This is a genomic window from Rhizobium sp. LEGMi-198b (genome assembly GCF_054114205.1).
The window spans coordinates 1,165,235-1,188,587 of record NZ_JBSYVH010000002.1 but is presented as its reverse complement, the minus strand read 5'-3'; the positions used below and the strand labels follow the sequence as shown (position 1 = coordinate 1,188,587).

Below are 23,353 nucleotides of genomic sequence, written 5' to 3'. Positions count from 1 at the left end.
ATAGGGGCGATTTGCGAGAATCGCCCCAACTTGTCTTTCTCAAATCGAAGCGGGTGCCAGCGTCATTTTCTCGACGCCAATGGCGACGTTGACGCCTTCCTGGGCCTGGACGTTGAGAGGTTGCAGCATGAAAGCCCGGTTGGTGCCGCCAGCGATGACCTTGGCGCCGCCTCCGGCTGCAACGCTGGCATCGGCGCCGACGCCGTAATATTCGCCGGCCAGCGCGATATCGCTGAATGGTGTGCCGGTTTTAGCAAGCACTACCCAGACCATGACGCTGCGGCCGGTAATGCCGAGATCGACGCCATATTTCTGGATCATGCCGGCGTAACGTGCAGGCGCCCCGCCGCCGCTCGGCTCAAAAATGCACATCAGGTTCTTCTGCGACATGATGATCATGCCCGTCGACCCCTTCGACGTGCAGGTGAGCCTGCCGAGAGTAGCGTAGTCGGCGGACGTTGCGGGCGCAGCCCATACAGCAAAGGACAGTGCTGCGGATGCCAGGAGAATGTGTTTCAGCATGGTCTTTCTCCTCTGGATTGACCAATGATGAAATTGGAACGGCTCCTGCGGTGGAATGTTCCGGGCGGAGTCGGGGGCCAGCTAGTTTCGTTCGCGCTCACGCTCCATGGTGCTGCGCACAGCATTCAGCACCCAAACGAGGCCTGTCGGACGGAAGTCGATCTCGACTGTGCCGCTGAAGGCGGCGGCGGCATGCGCCTTGGTGACGGTTGTGCCAAAGCCCGTAATGGTCGGCGCTTTGACGATCGGGCCGCCGCTTTCCGTCCAGATGAGCCTGATCATCTGCCCGATCTCGCCGTCGGCGCTCGTCCATTCGATGGTGATCTTCCCTTCGGGAGCGGACAGAGCGCCGTATTTCACCGAATTCGTCGCCAGCTCGTGCAGAATCAAGCCGAGATTCTGCACCGCCTCCGGCTTGAGCAGGAAATCCCTGCCCTTGATATCGAGTTGTTGCGGTCCTTGCAGGAAGGTGGCCAGATGAATGTCGATCACCCGCCGCAGCGACACGCCGGACCATTGTTCGCTGGTCAGGACTTCGATCGAGCGCGCCAGGCCTTCCAGCCGGTCGGCGACCGCGCGCTGAAAGGTGTCGACGCTGTCGGTCTGCCGGGCGAGCTGACGGGTCATTGCCTGGGCAAGCGCGAGCAGGTTCTTGGTGCGATGAACGAGCTCATGCATGACGAAATGCAGCCTGTCCTCCGTTTCGCTGCGATCGAAGGATGCGTTGGAAAGCGCCATGGCCATCTGATTGGCCTCGATGACACTGGTCTCGATCGGCGAAACAATCTCGCCCCGGCCCATGCGGTCCGCCATGTCGGCGATGCTCTGGATGGTAGTGCGCACCTGTCGGGCCAGCGCATAAACCGCAATCACCGCGATCAGCAACAGGGTGACGCCACCATAGATCAGGAAGCGCCAGGTGCTCATCAGCGAAGCCTGCGCGGACGCGATGGGGCCCCAGACCACGGCTTTCCACGACCAGCCCGGAATTTGCGCATAGCCGAGCAGCGAGTGCGGCAGGACCTTCTCATCCTGATAGACGCCGCTCGAGGCAATCAGTTTCGGCAGGATATCCTTGTTGAACGCGTCGCCAGGGGAATGATTGGCAGGGCCGCTGGCGGCAACGATATGGCCGGAACTGTCGATGACCGCAGCCGACCAGCCGGGCGCAAGGGCATCGGTCGTCACGAGCTTAGCGAGTTCATCGGCATCCTGCGTCATGGCAAGGGCCGCACCGGCCGGCGAATGATCGAGCGGCAGGGTGACATTATAGACCCAGCGGTGGATGACTGATCCGACAAAGACGTCCGAAGCCTCGATGCGGCCCGAATTGAGTGCCGATTGCAAGGCGGCCAGATTGCCAGTCTTGCCGAGCGGCTTGCTCAGCGGCCAGCGCGTGTTCAGCCGCATCTGACCGTCCTTGTCCAGAAGCAGGACGAAAAGCGAATCGGTGCGCAGCACCGTCTCTGTCCGGTCGAAGAAGGTGGCGATGTCGTTGCGCTCCAGTTCCGGCGAGGAGGAAAGCAGTCGCAGGGTCGTCGCCATGTCCTGCAGTTGCCGGTCGATGGTGCGCGCCAATGCTTGGGCGTCCTGAACCGTATCGCGCTTCAGCACATCGCGTTCGTTGCTTTCGAGCTGAACCAGCAGCAATGCCACGAAAGCCAGAATCGGCAAAGCGATCGCCAATGCTATGGCGATCAGATAGGCCCCAATCGAAGCCTTTGGGAAACGCGGCGGCTTTCTCATGACGCGATCAACCGATCGGACCACCATTAAAATAAAAAGCGTCTACCAAAGCGGGAATATCGGTCTTGATCACCATGTCGAGCGCCCCCATGCTTTTACCCGAGCAGCATGCTCTCGAAAGGGCCATGTTAGGGCCCGGTAAATTGCGTTGCAACATATGAAAAGTCATCGCAGTTAAATCGTAAGTGATACCAGACACTTTGGACGCGAGTGGCATAGGCTTAAAGTTGAGCTGCATGAGTTATTCGCTTGTCAGCGCGAATCGCGACAGGTGAAATGGCGCAAGCTGAGGATCGGGATCGTCACTGAGGATCTCCGCTGCCGCAACCGATCCGACGAGCGGCGCCAGCGTCACACCGGAATGCAACACGGCAAGATAGAGGCCCGGAGCTGCATCGACACCGCCGATGATCGGGAAACCGTCTTTCGGGGTCGGACGATAGCCAACCGTATAAAAATCGAGTTCGAGCTCGTCGCCGCCACGCAGCATGGTTTTGACCTTGGCGAAGAGTTCGTCGGCGGCCTGCTGCGGTTTCTCGCCCGGATCGGTACCGCCGAAATCGGTGCCGGCAATGATCCTGCCTTCCATCGTCTGGCGCATGTGCAGCTCCGGCGCCATGACGAGGCCGTTCAGCAGCCGGGGAGCAGGGCGGGAATGAACGATGAGGCCCGGCGGCGTTTCGATCGGCACATCGATGCCGACGGACGCAGCAAGTGCTGCGGTGCCGGCACCGGCGGCGAGAACCACATGATCGGCAAGCAGCACTCCGTCTGCCGTTTCAACGCCCGTGATCCTGCCGTTCTCCCGCAGAAGCCGTCTGGCTTCCATGCCATAGGACAGCGTTGCGCCATGACGGGCGGCATCTTCCAACAGCAAATTGGCGGCGGCAACCGGCTCGACGGCGCCTTCTTCGCCGACATGCAGCGCAAAAGTGGGCGGATCGGCGAGGTGAGGTTCGAGTGCGGCGCTTGTTTCGCGATCGACCTGCCGCAGGCCGTAGCCCCAGCCGCCCTGCCGCACGGCATAGGCCACCAATTCGGCTTCCGGCAGATCCCAGCAGAGCCCGCCGCACCAGGAAAGCGGCAGGCCGGGTAGGTCAGCCGCCAGCCGCGACCATTCCGCCATCGAGCGGCGACGGAAATGGAAATAGAATTCGGGGTTGCCCCAGCTCGCGTTGATCCAGGCGAAAGAGCTGGGCGTCGCCTCGCCTCCGGGCTTTGCCGCGATCACGGTGACGGATGCACCCTTGCGCGCCAAATGCCAGGCGATGGAGGCGCCGATAATGCCGGCGCCGATGACGATGATTTCTTGAGAAGGCATGCCGCGTCTCTTATCCGAATGTGGGGTCGGGGGAGACTATGCGTTCAACAGCGCAAAGAAAAGCCGCCGGGCGGATGATCGCACGGCGGCCCACTGTTGTTCTCAGGCACTTGTGGCAAGAAAAGCGCCATGCGCTTTTCCTGCAACTATTTTAGGCGCCTGCCCCTACGCGTGCCAGGCCGTCCTTGGCCGGCTGGTAGGACGGGTCGAGGTTGACGGCGTGCTGGTAGGAACGGCGGGCTTTGGCCTTATCGCCACGGCGCTCATAAACGAAAGCCTGGTTGGCCCAGGATTCGGCGACCTTGTTGTTGAGGTCGATCGCGTGGTTGAAATCGGCAAACGCGTTGTCGTCGTCGTTCTGCGCGAGATAGGAGATGCCGCGGCTGTTATAGGGCTCGGGCGAATTCGGCGACAGCGAGATCGCCTTGGAGAAGTCGTCGATCGCCTTATCCTGCTGATTACGCTTCTGGTAGATCACACCACGGCCGTTATAGGCGCGGCCATCCGTCGTGCCGAGGCTGATCGCCTTGGAATAATCGTTGAAAGCGTCGTTGTCGCGGCCGGACTGACGATAGAGGTTGCCGCGGCCGATATAGGCGACGTCATAATTGGAGTTGATCTGCAGCGCGGCGTTATAGTCGGCGACCGCTTCCGGCAGCTTGCCCATGTTGCGATAGATGAGCGCGCGGTTGGCGTAGGCCTGATAGAACTTCGGATTGAGCTGGATCGCCTGGTTGAAGTCTGCAAGGGCGCGGCTGAATTCGCCGCCGCGGCCATAGGCCGTGCCGCGGACGTTATAGCCTTCCGGATCCTGCGGATTGGCATTGATGACCGAGGTCAGCGAGGCAATGTTTTCCGAAGAACCCTGCGCCTTGTCGATGCGGATCACCGTATCGGTGGAGGCGGTCTGGCAGCCGGAAAGGCCGATTGCAGTGAGAAGAGCCAAAGCGGGTACGGCAGCAGCGCGCTTCGAAACAAAAAAAGACAGTTTCGAAGTGCGGAACTGTTTGGACGTCGTGATTGCCATTATCGGGTTCGCTTTCCCCATGCGTTATATCAGGCTGTTTTGATAAATTCCGTTTGCCCGGAGAATAAATCAAAAAGGCGGCGGCGAACGACTCGCCCCCGCCAGACATGCATCTGAAAACGTCGAAAAAACGACGATTAGCGTGCGACCAGACCTTCGCGCTGCGCGCGCTTGCGTGCCAGCTTGCGAACGCGACGAACAGCTTCAGCCTTCTCGCGAGCACGCTTCTGCGACGGCTTTTCGTAGTAGTCGCGCATCTTCATTTCGCGGAAAATGCCTTCGCGCTGCATCTTCTTCTTGAGAGCGCGGAGAGCCTGATCGACATTGTTATCGCGGACAAGTACCTGCACGAGAATCACGTTCCTTTGGTTTGGTTGATGCCAGCGGCGACTGCAGCGCCAGGAGACAAAACAATAACGTTCGCGCGGCCGCAGCCTTGCGATTGGTAAGGCGAGATAACAGATCGGTTTGTCAAAGTCTAGCCAGATCGTGAGTTTGCAGAGGAAAAAGCGCTTTGTCGAGCCTGAAGTGAGCCCGCGAGGTCGCCTCCGGCGTGCTTATGTGAGATTTGAGGGCCTGGTCATTTCCACCCGCTGCCGAACCGCCTGGTTTCGGTGGTTATCCGGCGTTAAGGGGAATCGCTTTATGAAATCGTTCGATCTCGCTGTCGCCGTCAGGTCATTTGGTGCGTCTATCCTGGCCGCCACCCTTCTTGTCGCAACGCTGGTGCCTGCCGCAGCCGGCGAGGTGCGACTCGGCAAAAATGTCCACATAGGCGGCCATGACTTTTCCAACCAGACCTTCGACAGCAAACATCGGGCAAGAATCTATCTTTACGACCGCAAACCACAGAAGGAAGGATGCGCGTGGCGCAGCGACGGCCATGGTGGTCGAGTGAAGATCTGTCATCTTCAGCGCAAGTAAGGGTTGGGGGACTGATGAACGATCGGACCATGACGCACAGCGTTCACTATGCGAGCGGCTTGTGTATGCCTCGATGGCAGTCACTCAGATATATCGATCCGGGCTGTTCACAAGCTCGGGCCTTGCTGTAGCATTCTTTTTAACCGTGTCGAAAGCCGGTCGTGATTGCGTCGCAAAAGAGCCGTTGTGTCGGTTTTTGATCTGCGATTTGTATGGCCCATCGAAAGGGCTTGATCCCTGAAGGAGTTGAGGGCGAATGCGTAAATACTCTGTCTTTGCCGTGGCACGGGAAGCAATGCGGGCTCACAAGGGCTGGGAGGCCCAGTGGAGTTCGCCGGAGCCGCGCAAGGAGTATGACGTCATCATCATCGGCGCTGGCGGCCATGGCCTGGGCGCCGCCTATTATCTCGCCAAGGAACACGGCATCACCAATGTCGCCGTGATTGAGAAGGGCTGGCTCGGCGGCGGCAATACCGGCCGCAACACGACCATCATCCGCTCGAACTATCTCTATGAAGAGAGCATGCACATCTACGAGCATTCGATGAAGCTCTGGGAGGGGCTTTCTCAGGATCTCAATTACAATGTCATGTACTCGCCGCGCGGCGTGATGATGCTGTCGCACAATATTCACGATCAGCAGTCCTTCAAGCGGCATATCCATGCCAATAGGCTCTATGGCATCGACAATGAATGGCTGACGCCGGAGCAGGCCAAGGCTTACTGTCCGCCGCTCGATATTTCGAAGACGGCGCGCTACCCGATCAATGGCGCTGCACTCCAGCGCCGCGGCGGCACGGCCCGTCACGATGCCGTGGCCTGGGGCTTTGCCCGCGCGGCTTCGGATCGCGGCGTGCATATCATCCAGAATTGTGAAGTGACCGGTATCCAGCGTGGGCCGGACGGTCGCGTGACCGGCGTCGACACCACCAAGGGCTTCATCGGCGCCAAGAAGATCGGCGTTTCGGCGGCAGGTCACACGACCGTCGTCATGCAGATGGCCGGCGTGCGCGTGCCGCTGCAGTCGAGCCCGTTGCAGGCGCTGGTTTCCGAGCCGTTGAAGCCGATCTTCCCCTGCGTCGTCATGTCGAACACGGTGCATGCCTATATTTCGCAATCCGACAAGGGCGAACTCGTCATCGGCGCGGGTACGGACCAGTACAATTCCTATAGCCAGACCGGTGGCCTGCAGATCATCACCCATACGCTGGATGCGATCTGTGAACTCTTCCCGATGTTCCGCCGCGTGAAGATGATGCGCTCCTGGGGCGGCATCGTCGACAACACGCCGGATCGTTCGGCGATCCAGTCGAAGACGCCGGTGCCGGGCCTCTATGTCAATTGCGGCTGGGGCACGGGCGGCTTCAAGGCGACGCCGGGTTCGGCCAATCTGTTTGCGCATCTCATCGCCCGCGACGAGCCGCATCGGTTCAATGCCGGCCTGACGCTGGATCGCTTCCGCACTGGCCGCTTGATCGACGAGGCGGCTGCCGCCGCCGTGGCGCATTGATGCTGACGGCGGTCGGGATCGTTCTTGCGGCAAGGTTTTCGCTGTCGGCAGGAACGATCGTGACCGAAGTCAGTGATCTCTTTCCGGGGGTCGAGGATGTTCGCATGCAGGTGATCCATAAGGCGAAGGCCGAGGCCGAATGGCCCTTCGTGGCCGAAAGCGGCGTGCTTGCCTGCGTCAAGGTGTTGAAAAAGCCGGCGGTCTATTTTGTGCCGGAGCAGACGCCTGAGGCGACAAGGGCTTTTGCCATCGACACGGATCTGCTGGGAATGAGCTTGGTCAATCTGGGAATGACCAATGTGCTGAAACCCTACGGATCGCTGGAGGCGCTCGTGAAGCGCATAACACCTTTCGTCACAATGGGACGCCAGCTCTGCGCACAGCCTCCCGGCACAAGCCTTACGGGCTCCGAGCTTTAACATAGGTAGAAAACGATGCTGCTGATTTACTGCCCCTATTGCGAGGAAGAGCGTTCGGAACTGGAATTCCGCAACGCGGGCGACGCGCATATCGTGAGGCCGGAAAATATCGCCGGAATTTCCGATGAGGAATTCGAGGAATATTTCTTCCTGCGTGACAATCCGAAGGGTCTGATCTTCGAGCGCTGGCGGCATATGCATGGCTGCGGCCGCTTCTTCAACGCTGCGCGCGATACGGTGAGCGACCGCTTCTACCGGACCTACAAGGCCGGCGAGCCGAAGCCGGATATTTCGACGCTGCTGCCCGCGGCCCCCGAGCCGGTCCATGAGCCGGTGGCGCAAGACAACAACGTGCAAGAACAACGTGCACAAGAACAAGCACACCAAGAAGAGGGATTTGCGAAATGAGCGGCGCCAATCGTATTGCAGGCAAGGGCCGCCTGACGCCGGCCAGAACCGCCCGCTTCACCTTTGATGGCAAGAGTTATACGGCACTCGAAGGCGACACCGTCGCCTCGGCGCTGCTTGCCAACGGTATTCATCTCGTCGGCCGCTCGTTCAAATATCATCGCCCGCGCGGCATCCTGTCGGCCGGCGCGGAAGAGCCCAACGCGTTGCTCGACATCTCCCGCGATTCGGCCCGCCGCCAGCCCAATGTGCGCGCCAGCGTGCAGGAGGTCTTCGATGGCATGAAGGCGGAGTCGCAGAATCGTTGGCCGTCTCTCGCCTTCGATGTCGGCGGCGTCAACAATCTCATGTCGCCCTTCTTCGCCGCCGGCTTCTACTACAAGACCTTCATGTGGCCGAAGGCGGCCTGGAAGAATATTTACGAACCCTTCATTCGCCGCGCCGCCGGTCTCGGCGTCGCGCCGACTGAGGAGGATCCGGATCACTATGCCAGCCGTTATGCCCATTGCGACGTGCTGGTGGTCGGCGCCGGCATTGCCGGTCTTTCCGCCGCACTGGCGGCCGCAGAAACCGGCGCCAAGGTCATTCTCAGCGACGAACAGGCGGAAGCGGGCGGCTCGCTGCGTTTCGATGCCAGCGTCAAGATCGACGGTGTTGAGGGCTATGTCTGGGCACAGGATGTCGTCGCCAAGCTCAAGTCGATGGACAATGTGGAAGTGCTGACCCGCACGACGGCTTTCGGCTATTACAACCACAATTTCATCGGCCTTGCCGAACGCGTCACCGATCATCTCGCAAAGCCGGGCCGTCATCTGCCGCGCGAGCGTCTGTGGCAGGTCCGCGCCAAGCGCGTCATCATGGCGACGGGCGCGATCGAGCGGCATATGGTGTTCCCGAACAACGACCGCCCGGGCATCATGCTGGCATCCGCGGCGCGCACTTATCTCAACCATTACGGTGTTGCCGTCGGCACCAAGGTTGGCGTTTATACGGCGCATGACTCGGCTTACGAGGCTGCCTTCGACCTGAAGCGCGCCGGCGTCTCCGTCGCGGCGATCATCGACAGCCGCGCACGGCCCGGCGAGGCCGTGCTTGCCGAGGCGAAGCGGCTCGGGATTGAGGTGCTGAGCGACTATGCCGTCATCGATACCGCCGGCAAGCTGCGCATTTCCTCCATGACCGTGGCGCGCAATGGCAGCCGCGGTGCCCGCAAGATTGCTATCGATGCGCTGCTGGTTTCGGCCGGCTGGACGCCTTCTGTGCATCTATTCTCGCAGTCGCGCGGCAAGCTGAAATTCGATGCCGAGAAGCAGCGCTTCCTGCCGGGCACCTGTGTGCAGGATTGTCTCTCCGTCGGTGCCTGCAACGGCACGGACGGGCTGCAGGCGGCGATTGAGGAATCGCTTGCCGCCGGTGAATTGATGGCGCGAGCTGCGGGCGCAGGTGGCGCGGGCGGCAAGATCCTGCTGCAGGCCGAACAGGCCTTCGAATGGACGGGCGGCATGATCGGCGCAGCCGAGGGTGCCGGGCCTAATACCAATGCCAAGGCTTTCGTCGACTTCCAGCACGATGTCTGCGCGAAGGATATCCGCCTCGCCGTGCGCGAAGGCATGCATTCGATCGAGCATATCAAGCGGTTCACCACCAACGGCATGGCGTCCGACCAGGGCAAGCTCTCCAATATGCATGGCCTGGCGATTGCCGCGGAAATGCTTGGCAAGGATATTCCGAAGGTCGGTCTTACCACCTTCCGCGCGCCCTATACGCCGGTGACCTATGGCACGCTGATCAGCCATTCGCGCGGGTCGCTCTTCGATCCCGCGCGCAAGACGCCGATGCATGCCTGGGAAGAGGCGCATGGCGCCATCTTCGAAGATGTCGGCAACTGGAAGCGCGCCTGGTTCTATCCGCGACCCGGCGAGACGATGCATCAGGCTGTCAACCGCGAATGCCAAACGGCACGCGAAGTGGCTGGTGTGTTCGACGCCTCGACGCTCGGCAAGATCGAAGTGGTCGGGCCGGATGCGGCGCAGTTCCTGAACCTGCTCTACACCAACGCCTGGGACACGCTGAAGCCCGGTCGCTGCCGTTACGGCATCATGACCCGCGAGGACGGCTTTGTTTATGACGACGGCGTCGTCGGACGCTTGGCCGAAGATCGCTTCCATGTGACGACCACAACCGGCGGTGCGCCGCGCGTGCTGCACCACATGGAAGATTATCTGCAAACCGAATTCCCGCATCTGAAGGTTTGGCTGACGTCGACTACGGAACAGTGGGCCGTCATCGCCGTGCAAGGGCCGAAGGCGCGCGAGATCATCGAGCCGCTCGTCGAGGGGCAGGATCTGTCCAATGAAGCCTTCCCGCATATGAGCGTGGCCGAGTGCAAGGTCTGCGGTGTACCGGCGCGGCTGTTCCGCGTCTCCTTCACCGGTGAGGCGGGCTACGAAATCAACGTGCCGGCGGACTACGGGCAGTCGGTTTTGGAAGCCGTCTGGGCGCGGGCCGAGCCGTTGGGCGCTTGCGCGTACGGCACCGAGACCATGCACGTTCTTCGCGCCGAGAAGGGCTATATCATCGTCGGCCAGGATACCGACGGTACGGTGACGCCCGATGACGCCGGACTTTCCTGGGCCGTGTCCAAGAAGAAGACCGATTTCGTCGGTATTCGTGGCCTGAAGCGGCCGGACCTTGTCAAGGAAGGGCGCAAGCAGCTCGTCGGTCTCGTCACCCGCGACCCGAAGGTGGTGCTGGAAGAAGGCGCGCAGATCGTCGCCGATCCGAATGAGCCGAAGCCGATGACCATGCTCGGCCATGTCACCTCTTCCTATTGGTCCGAAAATCTCGGCCGCTCGATTGCCTTCGCACTTGTTGCCGGTGGCCGCGAGCGCATGGGCAAGACGCTCTATGTGCCGATGCCGGACAAGACGATTGCCGTCGAGGTGACGGATCTGGTGTTCTTTGACAAGGAAGGAGGCCGGATCAATGGCTGATCTCGCTGTTCGCAAATTGCCGCTCGCCGGCCGCCACGGTGGCTCGGCCACTGTTCGCCTGACACCCGCAGCACCTGCAAGCCGCATTGCGCTGCGGGCACCGGCCGACTCTCTTGGCGGTCTTTCGCAGGCGCTCGGCCTGCAACTGCCTACCCGGCCGAAGACATCTGCCAGTGCAAATGGGCGTCATGCTCTGTGGATCGGCCCGGACGAATGGCTCGTTATCGACGAGAATGGCGCCGAGCTGGTCGGCATTGCCGCTTCTGCCGGCGTTGTGCATTCGGCAGCGGATGTTTCTCATCGAAACACAGCGATCATCGCTTCCGGCCCCGGCGCGGAAGCGACTCTCGCCGGCGGTTGCCCGCAGGACCTGTCGCTGCAGGCTTTTCCTGTCGGGGCCTGCTCGCGCACGCTGTTGGGTAAGGTGGAAGTCGTGCTGCTGCGCCTCGATGACGAGACATTCCGCGTCGAAGTCTGGCGCTCCTTTTCTGAGTATGCTTTCGGACTGTTGGCCGAGGCGGCTGAGGATGCGCAAAATACGTTTTCTCCTCGCTGACACGGCGCCTAACAGGGGAGGGGCGGGAAGCAGTTCTTTGCTGTAACGCCCCTTCATCCCGCGCGATGCGCGACCTTCTCGCCGCTGAGGCGAAGGTGGAAAAGCGGCCCTAAGCCCCTTCCGGCCGATCCTTTGGATCGAACTGCGATATAGTCGTCCATGTTGCGGTCAGCGCCGGCTTACGCTCGTTTTCGATTTCCACGGTCACATCATAAGTGAGCATCAGCATACTTGCACCGCGCAGCCGAGTTTCGGCGAGCTTGAAGTGGCCGCGCACGCGCGCCCCGCATTTGACCGGCGACATGAAGCGGATCTGCTCGAAGCCGTAGTTGATGCCCATCGTCTGCTCGCGGATCTTCGGCAGGCCGCTGTAGTTCATCGCCGAAAGCAGCGACAGCGTCAGGAAGCCGTGTGCGATGGTGCCGCCATAGGGCGTTTCCGCTTTGGCGCGCTCGGGATCGACATGGATGAACTGATGGTCGAGCGTCGCGTCGGCGAAAGTGTCGATCATCGTCTGGTCGACCGTGATCCAGTCGGAAATGCCGATCTCGGTTCCTACCAGCTTCATGATCTCAACAAGCGAAATATCGCCGGGCATTCCATCCTCGTCAGGTTTTGCTGCTTCCTGCGATCTTTCTGGCGATTAAAACCGGAAAGTCAACGGGCTCAGTTTTCGAGGAGGAAGCTGACCGAGCGCGCCGGCACGATGGTCTCGCCTTGAACCGGCGTTGCTCCCTCAGGCTTCAGCAGCGACCAGCCGGCCCCGCTCGAGGCCGGCAGCTTGACGTGTTGTTCCTCGTTCGCGCGGTTCAGCAACACGGCGAGACGGGTCTTCTTGCCACTATCACGATCCTCAGTCCCGATCGCCATGCCGAGCACGCGGGCAGCCGGCGTCTCCCAATCAGGCACCGTCATGGCCGTGCCGTTGGCGGAGAACCAGAGGACATCGCCTTTGCCGTTGAAAAATTCCATCTCGCTAAAGGCTGTAAAGCGGCGGCGGAGACTGGCGAGCCAAGCAGTATGGCCAATCAACTCCTCGTCTAGCGTGGTCCAGTCCATCCAGGTGATATCGTTGTCCTGGCAATAGGCATTGTTGTTGCCCCGCTGGGTGCGCCCACATTCGTCGCCGGCGGTCAGCATGATCGTGCCGCGTGTGGCGAAAAGCGTAGAGAGCAGGGCTTCGATGTCGGTGCGGCGTTTGCGAAGGATCACTGGATTATCTGTCTTGCCCTCGACGCCATTGTTCCAGGAGAAATTTTCGTTATGGCCATCGCGATTGTTCTCGCCGTTCGCCTCATTGTGCTTGTGCGCATAGGAGACGATGTCCATGAGCGTGAAGCCATCATGGGCGGCGAGGAAGTTGACGCTACGGGTCTGGGTGCGGCCGTCGCGGCCGAAGAAGGAAGACGAGCCGGCGAGGATGGTGGCGATGTCGCCGATCTTGTTGTCATCGCCGCGCCAGAAGCAGCGCAGATCGTCACGGGCGCGATCGTTCCATTCGAGAAAGGGAGCCGGAAAATTGCCGAGCTGGTAGCCGCCGGGACCGATGTCCCAGGGTTCGGCAATCATGATCCGGTCCTGAAGCACGTCATCGGCGAAGAGGGACCGCAGCGTCAGGCTTTCGGGATCGAAGCCCTTGGCGGTACGGCCGAGGACGGTGGCAAGGTCGAAACGGAAGCCGTCGATGCCAGCGTGGAGCACGAAATGGCGCAGACTGTCGATGATGAGCTGGCGGGTCGCCGGCTGATCGCAGGCGACCGTATTGCCGGTGCCGGTGTCGTTGATCAGCACACTGGGCTGGTTCGGGTCATGGTGGAAATAGGTGGGATTGTCGAGGCCACGCAATGACAGCGTCGAGCCTTGGCGGTCGCTCTCGCCGGTGTGATTGAAAACGAGATCAAGGATGACAGCGATGCCCTCGGCGTGCAGTGCCGCCACCGTCCCGCGCAATTCCACGACGCCACCGGGTACGATACGGGGGTCGAGCGCCATGAAGGCGACGGGATTGTAGCCCCAGCCATTGCTGAGGCCGAGCGGCGGCAGATGCCGTTCGTCGATCCATGCGGTGATTGGCATCAGCTCGACGGCATCGACATGCAGTCGCTTGAGATGGGCGATGACCGCCGGATGGGCGAGGGCGGCCAATGTGCCGCGCTTCTCCGCCGGCACATCCGGATGCAACATGGTAAAAGGCTTGACGGCGATTTCGTAGATCAGGCCGCCCGGCTTGAACAACGGCTTGGCCGGCTTGACCACTATATCGCCGGAGACGATCGCCCTCGGTATCAGATCCTGCGTATCCTCGCCGAACGTGCCGAGGCGAGGATCGTAGCGGAAGGGCCGGTCGATTTCCTTGGCATAGGGATCGACAAGCAGCTTCGACGGATCGAACCACAGACCCTGGTTCGGATCGTATGTACCATGGGCGCGAAAACCGTAGCGCGTGCCTTCCTTGGCGCCATCGACCGACAGACGATGCTCCTCGCCTTCGCGCTTCATCGGCAGACGCGCAATCTCTTCTCCGCCCTCGGCATCGAGCAGGCAAAGCTCGATCTTCTCGGCATGTTTGGACGCGACGGCAAATTCGACACCCGAGTTGGTGAGGGTCGCGCCAAGGCTGCGGATTGTCGGCTCGGACATGTCTTCGCGGGCTTTCCGGATGGCTAGAGGTGGTCCTCTCTCCCCGCATGCGGGAGAAGGCTAGGGTGAGGGGGGCGGAGCGTCCGGCAAATTGCGCAGTCGCGGTGAATCTTGAGAAGGCCCCTCATCCGACCAGTGGCCGCTTCCCGTCGTTCGGCGGCTTCTGGCCACCTTCTCCCCGCATTGCGGGGGGAAGGGCTCAGATCGTAGGGATCAGGTAATCACCGTCGGTGCATCGCGGCCGGTGCGGCCCTTGATATCGGCGATATCCTGAGCGGCGGCGATGAGGTCGGCGAGCGCTTCCTGCGTCTCGATGTTATGGCGGGTCGGATCGGGCTCGTAGCGCTCGATGTAGACGCGCAGCGTCGCGCCCGTCGTGCCGGTGCCGGAAAGGCGGAAGACGACGCGGGAGCCGCCCTCGAACAGGATGCGGATGCCCTGGTGCTGGCTGACCGACTTGTCGACCGGATCGTGATAGGCAAAGTCGTCGGCGGCGGAAACGGTGAGATCGCCAAACTGCGTGCCCGGCAGGGTCGGCAGCTTTTCGCGCAGGGTGTCGATCAGGCCATTGGCGGCATCGGTATCGACGCCTTCGTAGTCATGCCGCGAATAATAGTTGCGGCCATAGGTCGCCCAATGCTGGGTGACGATATCGATGACGCTTTCGCCGCGCACCGCAAGAATGTTGAGCCAGAGCAGCACGGCCCAGAGGCCGTCCTTTTCGCGGACATGGTTGGAACCGGTGCCGGAGCTTTCCTCGCCGCAGATCGTCGCCATGCCGGCGTCAAGCAGATTGCCGAAGAATTTCCAGCCGGTCGGGGTCTCGTAGATACCGATGCCGCGCTTTTCCGCGACGCGGTCGGCGGCGCCGCTTGTCGGCATGGAGCGAGCGATACCGGCGATGCCATGCGAATAGCCTGGCGCCAGATTGGCATTGGCGGCGAGGATCGCGAGGCTGTCCGACGGCGTGACATAGATGCCCTTGCCGATAATCAGGTTGCGGTCTCCGTCGCCGTCGGATGCCGCGCCGAAATCGGGCGCATCATCACCCATCATCTCGTCATAGAGCTCTTTGCAGTAGACGAGATTCGGATCGGGGTGATGGCCGCCGAAATCCGGCAGCGGCAGGAAATTGCGGACCGAGCCGCCCGGTGCGCCGAGGCGGATTTCGAAGATTTCCTTGGCATAGGGGCCGGTCACCGCGCTCATTGCGTCGAAGCAGAGGCGGAAGCCGAGGCTGATGAGGTTGCGGATGGCGCCGAAATCAAACAGCTCTTCCATCAAAGCAGCATAGTCTTCGACCGGGTCGATGACTGAGACGATCATCCCGCCAACGTCTTCACGGCCGATGCGGTCGAGATTGATGTCGGCGAAATCGGCGATCTTATAGCTTTCGATGATCTTGGTGCGCTCATAGATCGCATCGGTGATCTTTTCCGGCGCCGGGCCGCCATTGCCAATATTGTACTTGATGCCGAAATCCTCGGTCGGGCCGCCGGGATTGTGGCTCGCCGACAGCACGATGCCGCCGAACGCCTTGTATTTGCGGATGATGTTCGAGGCGGCGGGCGTGGAGAGAATGCCGCCCTTGCCGACCATCACCTTGCCGAAGCCATTGGCGGCGGCCATCTTGATGGCCTTCTGGATGACTTCGCGATTGTAGTAGCGGCCGTCGCCGCCGATGACCAGGCATTTGCCCTGGTAGCCTTCGAGCGAATCGAAAATCGACTGGATGAAGTTCTCAGCGTAATTCGGCTGCTGGAATACGGGAACTTTCTTCCGGAGGCCTGACGTGCCAGGCTTCTGATCCGCATAGGGTTTGGTGGGAATGGTTTTAATCATCTGATTAAGCGCCTCTCGAGACAAGGCTGGAGTAGAGGGCTGCATAGCGTTCTGCGCTCTTGCCCCAGGATACGTCGGATTTCATGCCCTGCTTTTGCATCTGCGTCCAGACCTTTCGATCCTGGAAAAGGTGCATGGCGCGGCGTACGGCTTGCAGCAGCCCATCGGCAGTGATGGGCGAAAACTGAATGCCGGTCGCGACTTTTGCCTGCAGCGCGGCGTGGTTGGCATCTATGATGGTGTCGTTGAGGCCACCCGTACGCGCAACGACCGGCAGGCAGCCATAGCGTAAGCCATAAAGCTGCGTGAGGCCACAGGGTTCGAAGCGGGACGGAATGATGATGGCGTCGCAGCCGGCCTGCATCAGATGCGACATCGGTTCATTATAGCCGGCGGAAACGCCGACGCGGCCGCGATGACGGCCGGCGGCGGCGAAAAGTGCGCCTTCGAGGGCGGCATCGCCGGCGCCGAGGATGGCGAGCTTGCCGCCCATCCGGACGATATCGCTGGAAATGCGGGCAAGCAGATCCATGCCCTTCTGCCAGGTCAGACGGCTGACGACGCAGAAAATCGGGCCGTCATCATCGTCCAGACCAAAATGCTCGACCACGAGCTTGCGGTTCGCGGCGCGGTCTTTCAGCGTCGTGGCGCCATAGGTTTGCGCGATCATCGGATCGGTTTCCGGGTTCCAGATACCGTCGTCGATGCCATTCACAATTCCATGCAGGCTGTTTGCCCGGCTGGCGATGACGCCCTCCAGGCCCATGCCGAATTCCGGCGTCAGGATTTCCTCCGCATAGGAAGGGCTGACGGTGGTCAGGGCAAGAGCGGTCTGAAGGCCGCCCTTCAGGAAGCCGACGTCGCCGTAATACTCGACACCTTCGATCGAAAAGGCATGCGCAGGCAGGCGCAGGCCGGGGAAGATGTCGGCGCCGAACTGGCCTTGGAAGGCGATGTTGTGGACGGTGAGGACGCTCGGCAGTTCCGGTGTCGGGTAGTAACGCATGTAGACCGGCACCATGGCCGATTGCCAGTCATGCACATGTACCAGATCCGGCCGCCAGCCGGGCAGCAGGCCGGCGGCGATTTCCGCGCCGGCGAGCGACAAGGCAGCGAAACGCTGCCAGTTGTCGGGATAATCCTTGCCGGCAGCGTCGACATAGGGGCCGCCGGTGCGGTTATAGTAGGCCGGTGCATCGAGCACGAGGAGGGAAATTCCGTCGTGCTCGGCTTCGAAGACCGTCGCTTTTTCACCGAGCAGGTCGGAAAACTCGAGACGGGCCACCGGATTGCGGATGGCCTTCATGACGGCGGGATAGCCCGGGATCAGGGTCTTCGTTTCGACGCCGTAGGGCTTGAGAGCGATAGGCAGGGCGCCGGCCACATCGGCCAGGCCCCCTGTCTTGATCAAAGGGAAGACTTCGGACGAAACCGAAAGAACTTTCATATGTCAGATATCCAGCTTGTCGATCATCGTCTGGGTGATCAGGCAGATACCACTTTCCGTGCGACGGAAGCGTTTGCCATCCAGTTCCGGATCTTCGCCGACCACCAGGCCTTCCGGAATGGTGACGCCATGGTCGATGACGACATTCTTTAGCTGGGCGCGACGGCCGATCTTGACGCTCGGCAGCACGACGGCCCCTTCCAGCTTGGAATAGGAGTTGGCGCGCACGCCGGTAAACAGCAGGCTGTTCGACAGGCTCGCGCCGGAAATGATGCAGTCGCCGGCAACGACGGAGGAGACGGCCGAACCGCGGCGATCCTCGTCGTCATGGACGAACTTGGCCGGCGGGGTGATTTCGGCATAGGTCCAGATTGGCCAGGACTTGTCGTAGATGTCGAGTTCCGGCACCACGGCGGTCAGGTCGATATTGGCCTGCCAGTAGGCGTCGACCGTACCGACATCGCGCCAGTAGGCTTCGCGCTCGAAATCGGAGCGCACGCAGGATTGCGTGAAGCGATGGGCGACGGCTTTGCCGTTCTTGACGATGTAGGGGATGATATCCTTGCCGAAGTCGCGGCTGGAATTCGGATCGGCAGCATCGCGGCGCAGGCACTCGATCAGGAACTTCGTGTGGAAGACGTAGATGCCCATCGACGCCAGCGCGAAATCGGGATTGCCGGGAATGCCCGGCGGGTCCGCCGGCTTCTCGACGAAGTCGATGATCCGGTCCTTCTCGTCGACATGCATGACGCCGAAGCCGACGGCATCCATGCGCGGCACTTCGAGGCAGCCGATGGTGACATCGGCGCCGGAATCGACGTGCTGCTGCAGCATCCACTCATAGTCCATCTTGTAAATATGGTCGCCGGCAAGGATGACCATGTATTCAGGACCATAGGGCTCGATGATGTCGATGTTCTGATAGACGGCGTCGGCCGTGCCTTCGTACCACTGCGTTTCGGAAACGCGCTGGCTCGCCGGCAGGATGTCGAAGCTTTCATTACGCTCAGGGCGCAGGAAGTTCCAGCCGCGCTGCAGGTGGCGAATAAGGGAGTGCGCCTTGTATTGGGTCGCGACGCCGATGCGGCGGATACCGGAGTTCAGCGCGTTGGATAGCGCGAAATCAATGATACGAGCCTTGCCGCCGAAGTAGACGGCAGGTTTGGCACGGCGGTCGGTTAGCTCTTTCAGGCGGCTGCCCCGGCCACCGGCAAGAACGTAGGCCATGGCGTCGCGGGCCAGTGGCTGGATACGTTTTTCTACCATTTCAGTCCTCCCTGTCTGTGATGATTTCAAGATTCCGGTTCAAGCATGATCGTCGCCAGGGGAGGTAGCGTTATCGTCGCTTGTATGCCTCCGCCCGCACTGACGGCCTGCACGCGCCCGCCATTGCCCTTGCCGCTGCCGCCGTAAATATCGGCATCGGTGTTCAATATTTCGCGCCACCGCCCCTCAGCCGGCAGGCGCAAAGTGTAATTCTCGCGGTAGACCGGCGTGAAATTGGTGATGACCGCGACCGGCTTTTCGCCCGGCGCCTTGCGCAGCCAGGCAAAGACCGAATTCTCAAAGTCATCGACGATCAACCACTCGAAACCTTCGCCCTCGCAGTCCCGGGCATGCAGTGCTGCTTTGCTGCGATAGGTGAAGTTGAGATCACGCACCAGGCGTCGCATGCCTTCATGCATGCGGTACTGCAGAAGGTTCCAATCCAGCGCACGGGCTTCGCTCCACTCGCTCCATTGCGCGAATTCCTGGCCCATGAACAACAGCTTCTTGCCCGGATAGCCCCACATGAAAGCGTAATAGGCGCGCAGGTTGGCAAATTTCTGCCAATCGTCACCCGCCATCTTGGCAATCAGCGACCCCTTTCCGTGTACCACTTCGTCATGGGAGAGCGGCAGAACGAAATTTTCCGAGAAAGCATAGATCAGGCCGAAGGTCAGTTCGTTGTGGTGATATCTGCGATGCACGGGCTCGCGGGCGAGATAGCTCAGCGTGTCGTGCATGAAGCCCATATTCCACTTGAAGCCGAAGCCAAGGCCGCCTTCGTGGACCGGCTGCGAGACTTTCGGCCAGGAGGTCGATTCCTCCGCGATGGTCATCACGCCCGGGTGCGAACCATAAAGCCTGGTGTTCATCGATTGCAGGAAGCGAACCGCTTCCAGGTTCTCGTTGCCGCCATATTCGTTCGGGATCCATTCGCCGTGCTTGCGGGAATAGTCGAGGTAGAGCATCGAGGCGACGGCGTCGACGCGCACGCCGTCGAGATGAAATTTCTCGGCCCAATAGAGCGCATTGTTCTGCAGGTAGGCGAGAACTTCGGTGCGACCGAAATTGTAGATCGCCGTGTTCCAGTCGGGATGGAAGCCCTTGCGCGGATCTTCATGCTCGTAGAGCGCGGTACCGTCGAACCAGCCGAGGCCGTGTTCGTCGGTCGGGAAATGCGCCGGCACCCAATCGAGAATGACGCCGATGCCGACCTTGTGACAGCCGTTGACGAAGCGCGCCAAGCCTTCCGGTTCGCCGAAACGGGCCGTCGGTGCATAGAGGCCGGTGGTCTGATAGCCCCAGGACGGATCGTAAGGATGTTCGGTGATCGGCAGGAATTCGATATGGGTGAAGCCCATGTCGACGCAATAGGGAATGAGGCGCGAGGCAAGCTCGTCCCAGGAGAGCATGGAACCATCGTCGCGGCGCTGCCATGAGGCGGCATGCACCTCGTAGATCGAGATCGGCTGGCGGCGCTTATCGACACTGGCCCAATGTTCGAGATGGGCCTCGTCTTCCCAGACCTGGGTCATTTCGGTGGCGGTGACCGAAGCGGTCTTCGGCCGGAGTTCGCTGCGACGGGCGAAGGGATCGGCCTTCAACGGCAGGAGCACGCCGTCATGGCCGCGGATTTCGAACTTGTAGGCGACGCCGGCTGGAACGTCTGGCGCGAAGATTTCCCAGATGCCGGAGTCCGAGCGAAAGCGCATGACATGCCGGCGGCCGTCCCAATTGTTGAAGTCGCCAACCACGGAAACGCGCTGCGCATTCGGCGCCCAGACGGCAAAGTGAAAGCCCTGTACGCCTTCGTGCTTCAAGAGGTGAGCGCCCATCTTGTCGAACAAACGCAGATGGGTACCCTCGCGGACGAAGTAATCGTCCATCGGACCGAGAACCGGGCCGAAGCTGTAGGGATCGGTCACCGCCCATTCGGAATCGCCGCGCCGGGCGCGATAGCGCACCGGCTGCTGCTTGGTGACCGTGATATTACCGGAAAAGAACCCGGCTGGATCGAGACGATCCAGCTCGCCGATGACGGAGCCGTCCAACGCCGTGGCGGTGACGGCTTCTGCGCCGAGAATGAAGCAACGGGCGATGAACCCATTATCCGTCCGATGGACGCCGAGGACGGCGAATGGATCGGAATGTGTGCCTGCGAGAATTGCAGCAATCTCGTCTGCCGAAATGTCCCTCAAGGCGGTGCCGTCAGCGGGTCTTTTCGGCTTTTTCATCCGGCTCTCCAGATTTCCTTGGCGTATTGGCGGATCGTGCGATCGGAGGAGAACCAGCCCATCCGAGCGGTGTTGTTGATCGTCTTCGCGTACCACTCGGAGGGATTGGCCCAGAGGGTATCGACCTGGCGCTGAGCGGCGGCGTAGGCGTCGAAATCGGCCGCGACCATGAACCAGTCATGGGCGTAGATGCCGTCGATCAGGCCGGCATAACGGCTGCGGTCGTCCGGGGAGAAGACACCAGACGCGATGGCCGAAAGGGCCTGCGCCAATTCGCGCGAACGTTCGATGACGGCGCGGGGATCGTGGCCGTCGCTGCGCAGATTGGCGACCTCGTCGGCTTTCAGGCCGAAGATCACGATGTTGTCTTCACCGACATTGTCGCGCATTTCGACGTTGGCGCCGTCCAGCGTGCCGATGGTCAGGGCGCCGTTGAGGCCGAACTTCATGTTGCCGGTACCGGATGCCTCCATGCCGGCGGTCGAAATCTGCTCGGAAAGGTCCGCAGCAGGAACCATAACCTCGGCGAGCGAGACGTTATAGTTCGGCACGAAGACGACCTTCAGCAGGCCACGCACCGAAGGGTCGTGGTTGATGACGCGGGCGACGTCGTTGATCAGCTTGATGATCAGCTTGGCGTTGTGATAGCTCGGCGCCGCCTTGCCGGCGAACAGCTTTACGCGTGGCTGCCAGTCCAGTTCCGGATGCGAGCGGATCTGATCATAAAGCGCGATGGCTTCGATGATGTTCAGAAGCTGGCGCTTGTATTCATGGATGCGCTTGATCTGGATGTCGAACATCGCGTTGGGGTCGAGCTTGATGCCCATGCGGCTGGCGACGAGATTGGAAAGCTGCACCTTGTTGGCGCGTTTGACGGCGGCGAACTTCTCCTGGAAGGCGCTGTCGCGGGCGAATTGGTCGAGCGGCTTCAGCTTTTCCGCATCGTCGAGGAACGCGTCGCCGATGGTTTCGCGCACGAGATTGGTCAGGCCCGGATTGCATTGCATCAGCCAGCGGCGTGGCGTGATGCCGTTGGTCTTGTTGTTGATGCGATCCGGGTAAAGCTTGTGGAGATCAGAGAAGACCGTGACCTTCATCAGGTCGGTGTGAAGCGCCGAGACGCCATTGATCGAGTGCGAGCCGACGAAAGCGAGATTGCCCATGCGCAGGCGGCGGTCGCCATTTTCATCGATCAGCGAGATCGAGCGGATTTCCGCGTCGCTGAAATTGCGGGCCTTGCGGGCTTCGACCAGGATCTTGGCATTGATCGCATAGACGATCTGCATGTGGCGGGGCAGCAGCCGTTCGAACAGCGGCACCGGCCAGCTTTCAAGCGCTTCCGGAAGAAGCGTGTGGTTGGTGTAGCCGAAGGTGTTGCGGGTGATATCCCAGGCGGCGTCGAACTCGAGGCCGTGAACATCGACCAGAAGGCGCATCATTTCGGCGACGGAAACGGCCGGATGGGTGTCGTTCAGTTGGATCGCGACCTTGTCGGCGAGGTTGGTGAGATCGTCATACTGCTGCAGATGGCGGCGCAGGATGTCCTGCAGCGAGGCCGACGAGAAGAAGAATTCCTGGCGCAGACGCAGTTCCTGGCCGGCAGGCGTCGCGTCGGCCGGGTAGAGAACGCGGGTCAGGCTTTCCGCCTTGTTACTTTCACGCAGCGCGCCGATATGGTCGCCGGCATTGAAGGCGTCGAGCAGGATCGGGTCGATCGGCTGTGCCGACCAGAGGCGCAGCGTGTTGACGCGCTTGGCGCGCCAGCCGACGACGGGCGTATCGAAGGCGGCGGCGATGACGCGTTCGGCCGGCTTCCAGACATAGCGCGGCTGGTCGTCATGGCCGCTGACGAATTCGACGGCGCCGCCGAAACCGATTTCATAGGCGCTTTCCTGACGCTCGAATTCCCATGGATTGCCGTGGGCAAGCCAGGTTTCCGGCAGTTCCACCTGCCAGCCGTCGGCCATCTGCTGGCGGAACAGGCCGTGGACGTAGCGAATGCCGTAGCCATAGGCCGGCACATCGACGGTCGCCATAGATTCCATGAAGCAGGCGGCGAGACGGCCAAGGCCGCCGTTGCCGAGCGCCGCGTCCGGCTCAAGGCCGGCGATGACGCGGATGTCGACGCCGAGCGAGGAGAGCGCATTGGTGATCTCCTCCATCAGGCCGAGGTTCGACACAGCGTCGCGCATCAGGCGGCCGATGAGGAATTCGAGGGATAGATAGTAGACGCGCTTGGCACCGGTCTCGTACACCTTGCGGGTCGATTCCATCCATTTGTCGATGACACGGTCGCGAATGACAAGGATCGTCGCCGTCAACCAATCGTGCGGCTTGGCCACTTTTGCATCCTTGCCGATGCGATAGGTCAGGCGCTCGATGATTTCTTCCGCAAGGATTTCGGGGTGGGAACTGCGCGGAGCAGGAACGGGGAGATTGGCCTTGGTCAAGTTATTCATACTATCAAGTCTCGCCATTTGTGATTTATATTCAGGGCG

Annotated in this window: 19 protein-coding genes; 6 read left to right on the top strand and 13 right to left on the bottom strand. The window is 61.0% G+C overall.

The genetic code is table 11. The features are described from left to right. Positions 1-39 precede the first annotated feature (39 nt). The 6 genes from ACXHXG_RS12375 to rpsU all read right to left on the bottom strand — a co-directional run bounded on the left by ACXHXG_RS12375 (position 40) and on the right by rpsU (position 4,966). On the bottom strand, positions 40-522 hold the full coding sequence (locus ACXHXG_RS12375; protein WP_104824292.1) for a DUF992 domain-containing protein: 483 nt from the start codon (positions 520-522) through the stop codon (positions 40-42). Positions 523-603: 81 nt separating this feature from the next. Next, positions 604-2,268: a sensor histidine kinase gene (locus ACXHXG_RS12370; protein ID WP_457899428.1), complete on the bottom strand. Its 1,665-nt coding sequence runs from the start codon at positions 2,266-2,268 to the stop codon at positions 604-606. A 7-nt stretch (positions 2,269-2,275) separates the two neighbouring features. Further along, entirely contained in the window at positions 2,276-2,506 is a 231-nt protein-coding gene (locus tag ACXHXG_RS12365; protein ID WP_283047405.1) for a hypothetical protein, read from the bottom strand. Positions 2,507-2,509: 3 nt separating this feature from the next. Then, complete coding sequence (locus ACXHXG_RS12360; protein WP_457899427.1) at positions 2,510-3,589, bottom strand: NAD(P)/FAD-dependent oxidoreductase; 1,080 nt, start codon at positions 3,587-3,589, stop codon at positions 2,510-2,512. A gap of 151 nt (positions 3,590-3,740) precedes the next feature. Continuing rightward, positions 3,741-4,616: a tetratricopeptide repeat protein gene (locus ACXHXG_RS12355; RefSeq protein ID WP_104824290.1), complete on the bottom strand. Its 876-nt coding sequence runs from the start codon at positions 4,614-4,616 to the stop codon at positions 3,741-3,743. A 137-nt stretch (positions 4,617-4,753) separates the two neighbouring features. Then, complete coding sequence (rpsU, locus tag ACXHXG_RS12350; protein WP_003585885.1) at positions 4,754-4,966, bottom strand: 30S ribosomal protein S21; 213 nt, start codon at positions 4,964-4,966, stop codon at positions 4,754-4,756. A 295-nt stretch (positions 4,967-5,261) separates the two neighbouring features. On the opposite strand from rpsU, the gene ACXHXG_RS12345 reads away from it, so the two are divergent. The 6 genes from ACXHXG_RS12345 (at position 5,262) to ACXHXG_RS12320 (ending at position 11,426) form a co-directional block, all read left to right on the top strand. Beyond that, positions 5,262-5,540 (top strand): hypothetical protein, encoded by a 279-nt coding sequence (locus ACXHXG_RS12345; protein WP_457899426.1) that lies wholly within the window; start codon positions 5,262-5,264, stop codon positions 5,538-5,540. 256 nt (positions 5,541-5,796) lie between these two features. Then, positions 5,797-7,050, top strand: coding sequence for a sarcosine oxidase subunit beta family protein (locus ACXHXG_RS12340; RefSeq protein WP_283047401.1), 1,254 nt, complete (start codon positions 5,797-5,799; stop codon positions 7,048-7,050). Next, entirely contained in the window at positions 7,050-7,469 is a 420-nt protein-coding gene (locus tag ACXHXG_RS12335; protein ID WP_283047400.1) for a hypothetical protein, read from the top strand. Before ACXHXG_RS12340 ends, ACXHXG_RS12335 begins: the two co-directional genes overlap by 1 nt. A gap of 15 nt (positions 7,470-7,484) precedes the next feature. Beyond that, a complete protein-coding gene (locus ACXHXG_RS12330) occupies positions 7,485-7,877 on the top strand; it encodes a sarcosine oxidase subunit delta (protein WP_104824288.1) in 393 nt (130 codons plus the stop codon). Then, a complete protein-coding gene (locus ACXHXG_RS12325) occupies positions 7,874-10,870 on the top strand; it encodes a sarcosine oxidase subunit alpha (protein ID WP_457899425.1) in 2,997 nt (998 codons plus the stop codon). Before ACXHXG_RS12330 ends, ACXHXG_RS12325 begins: the two co-directional genes overlap by 4 nt. Continuing rightward, on the top strand, positions 10,863-11,426 hold the full coding sequence (locus ACXHXG_RS12320) for a sarcosine oxidase subunit gamma (protein WP_104824286.1): 564 nt from the start codon (positions 10,863-10,865) through the stop codon (positions 11,424-11,426). The genes ACXHXG_RS12325 and ACXHXG_RS12320 overlap by 8 nt, the downstream gene beginning before the upstream one ends. A 109-nt stretch (positions 11,427-11,535) precedes the next feature. On the opposite strand, the gene ACXHXG_RS12315 is transcribed toward ACXHXG_RS12320, so the two are convergent. The 7 genes from ACXHXG_RS12315 to ACXHXG_RS12285 form a co-directional block, all read right to left on the bottom strand. Continuing rightward, a complete protein-coding gene (locus tag ACXHXG_RS12315) occupies positions 11,536-12,024 on the bottom strand; it encodes a MaoC family dehydratase (protein ID WP_260303141.1) in 489 nt (162 codons plus the stop codon). A 68-nt stretch (positions 12,025-12,092) separates the two neighbouring features. Beyond that, positions 12,093-14,066, bottom strand: coding sequence for a glycogen debranching protein GlgX (glgX, locus tag ACXHXG_RS12310; protein WP_457899424.1), 1,974 nt, complete (start codon positions 14,064-14,066; stop codon positions 12,093-12,095). Between the two features lie 213 nt (positions 14,067-14,279). After that, positions 14,280-15,908 (bottom strand): alpha-D-glucose phosphate-specific phosphoglucomutase, encoded by a 1,629-nt coding sequence (locus ACXHXG_RS12305; RefSeq protein WP_457899423.1) that lies wholly within the window; start codon positions 15,906-15,908, stop codon positions 14,280-14,282. Between the two features lie 4 nt (positions 15,909-15,912). Continuing rightward, positions 15,913-17,355: a glycogen synthase GlgA gene (gene glgA, locus ACXHXG_RS12300; protein WP_457899422.1), complete on the bottom strand. Its 1,443-nt coding sequence runs from the start codon at positions 17,353-17,355 to the stop codon at positions 15,913-15,915. A gap of 3 nt (positions 17,356-17,358) precedes the next feature. Then, a complete protein-coding gene (glgC, locus tag ACXHXG_RS12295) occupies positions 17,359-18,621 on the bottom strand; it encodes a glucose-1-phosphate adenylyltransferase (protein WP_104824281.1) in 1,263 nt (420 codons plus the stop codon). Between the two features lie 26 nt (positions 18,622-18,647). Beyond that, positions 18,648-20,855 (bottom strand): 1,4-alpha-glucan branching protein GlgB, encoded by a 2,208-nt coding sequence (gene glgB / locus ACXHXG_RS12290; protein WP_104824280.1) that lies wholly within the window; start codon positions 20,853-20,855, stop codon positions 18,648-18,650. Next, positions 20,852-23,314: a glycogen/starch/alpha-glucan phosphorylase gene (locus ACXHXG_RS12285; protein ID WP_457899421.1), complete on the bottom strand. Its 2,463-nt coding sequence runs from the start codon at positions 23,312-23,314 to the stop codon at positions 20,852-20,854. The genes glgB and ACXHXG_RS12285 overlap by 4 nt, the downstream gene beginning before the upstream one ends. Positions 23,315-23,353 lie beyond the last annotated feature (39 nt).

Bases quoted from the DNA above. Each gene is read 5' to 3' on its own strand.
- ACXHXG_RS12375 (WP_104824292.1), bottom strand. From the start codon at position 522: ATGCTGAAACACATTCTCCTGGCATCCGCAGCACTGTCCTTTGCTGTA.
- ACXHXG_RS12370 (WP_457899428.1), bottom strand. From the start codon at position 2,268: ATGAGAAAGCCGCCGCGTTTCCCAAAGGCTTCGATTGGGGCCTATCTG.
- ACXHXG_RS12365 (WP_283047405.1), bottom strand. From the start codon at position 2,506: ATGCAGCTCAACTTTAAGCCTATGCCACTCGCGTCCAAAGTGTCTGGT.
- ACXHXG_RS12360 (WP_457899427.1), bottom strand. From the start codon at position 3,589: ATGCCTTCTCAAGAAATCATCGTCATCGGCGCCGGCATTATCGGCGCC.
- ACXHXG_RS12355 (WP_104824290.1), bottom strand. From the start codon at position 4,616: ATGGCAATCACGACGTCCAAACAGTTCCGCACTTCGAAACTGTCTTTT.
- ACXHXG_RS12345 (WP_457899426.1), top strand. From the start codon at position 5,262: ATGAAATCGTTCGATCTCGCTGTCGCCGTCAGGTCATTTGGTGCGTCT.
- ACXHXG_RS12340 (WP_283047401.1), top strand. From the start codon at position 5,797: ATGCGTAAATACTCTGTCTTTGCCGTGGCACGGGAAGCAATGCGGGCT.
- ACXHXG_RS12335 (WP_283047400.1), top strand. From the start codon at position 7,050: ATGCTGACGGCGGTCGGGATCGTTCTTGCGGCAAGGTTTTCGCTGTCG.
- ACXHXG_RS12330 (WP_104824288.1), top strand. From the start codon at position 7,485: ATGCTGCTGATTTACTGCCCCTATTGCGAGGAAGAGCGTTCGGAACTG.
- ACXHXG_RS12325 (WP_457899425.1), top strand. From the start codon at position 7,874: ATGAGCGGCGCCAATCGTATTGCAGGCAAGGGCCGCCTGACGCCGGCC.
- ACXHXG_RS12320 (WP_104824286.1), top strand. From the start codon at position 10,863: ATGGCTGATCTCGCTGTTCGCAAATTGCCGCTCGCCGGCCGCCACGGT.
- ACXHXG_RS12315 (WP_260303141.1), bottom strand. From the start codon at position 12,024: ATGCCCGGCGATATTTCGCTTGTTGAGATCATGAAGCTGGTAGGAACC.
- glgX (WP_457899424.1), bottom strand. From the start codon at position 14,066: ATGTCCGAGCCGACAATCCGCAGCCTTGGCGCGACCCTCACCAACTCG.
- ACXHXG_RS12305 (WP_457899423.1), bottom strand. From the start codon at position 15,908: ATGATTAAAACCATTCCCACCAAACCCTATGCGGATCAGAAGCCTGGC.
- glgA (WP_457899422.1), bottom strand. From the start codon at position 17,355: ATGAAAGTTCTTTCGGTTTCGTCCGAAGTCTTCCCTTTGATCAAGACA.
- glgC (WP_104824281.1), bottom strand. From the start codon at position 18,621: ATGGTAGAAAAACGTATCCAGCCACTGGCCCGCGACGCCATGGCCTAC.
- glgB (WP_104824280.1), bottom strand. From the start codon at position 20,855: ATGAAAAAGCCGAAAAGACCCGCTGACGGCACCGCCTTGAGGGACATT.
- ACXHXG_RS12285 (WP_457899421.1), bottom strand. From the start codon at position 23,314: ATGAATAACTTGACCAAGGCCAATCTCCCCGTTCCTGCTCCGCGCAGT.